Source organism: Virgibacillus sp. 7505, from assembly GCF_002272135.1.
Classification (GTDB): domain Bacteria; phylum Bacillota; class Bacilli; order Bacillales; family Amphibacillaceae; genus Terribacillus.
This window is the reverse complement of the sequence record NZ_NPBF01000433.1, coordinates 1-217: the sequence shown is the minus strand read 5'-3', so window position 1 is coordinate 217 and position 217 is coordinate 1. Positions and strand designations below refer to the sequence as shown.

The window sequence follows — 217 nt, the reverse complement described above, 5'->3', positions numbered from 1 at the left end:
TTTTAGCTGGGAAGAGATAGAAGCGGCTTACCTATCAAAGAACAAGATTAATCACGAAAGGCAAGCGAATGGATACTAATGGCACGCCGTAAGTGGGCTGACGCGGTGAGGGAGCAGAGATACGGCCCTGCTCCCGCCCCTGAGAAAAAGACACCAGTCGGGCGCTGCAAGTGCGGGGCTGGCTCATTTAAGTTAAGAGTAGTTGATAAGGTATGGA

The 217-nt window shown here is 51.2% G+C and carries 1 protein-coding gene; it reads left to right on the top strand.

The window, feature by feature from the left end; translation table 11 throughout:
- Positions 1–79 (top strand): dUTP diphosphatase (locus CHH91_RS21555; RefSeq protein WP_176465899.1); only part of this gene is annotated, 79 nt, incomplete at its 5' end.
- Positions 80–217: the final 138 nt, after the last annotated feature.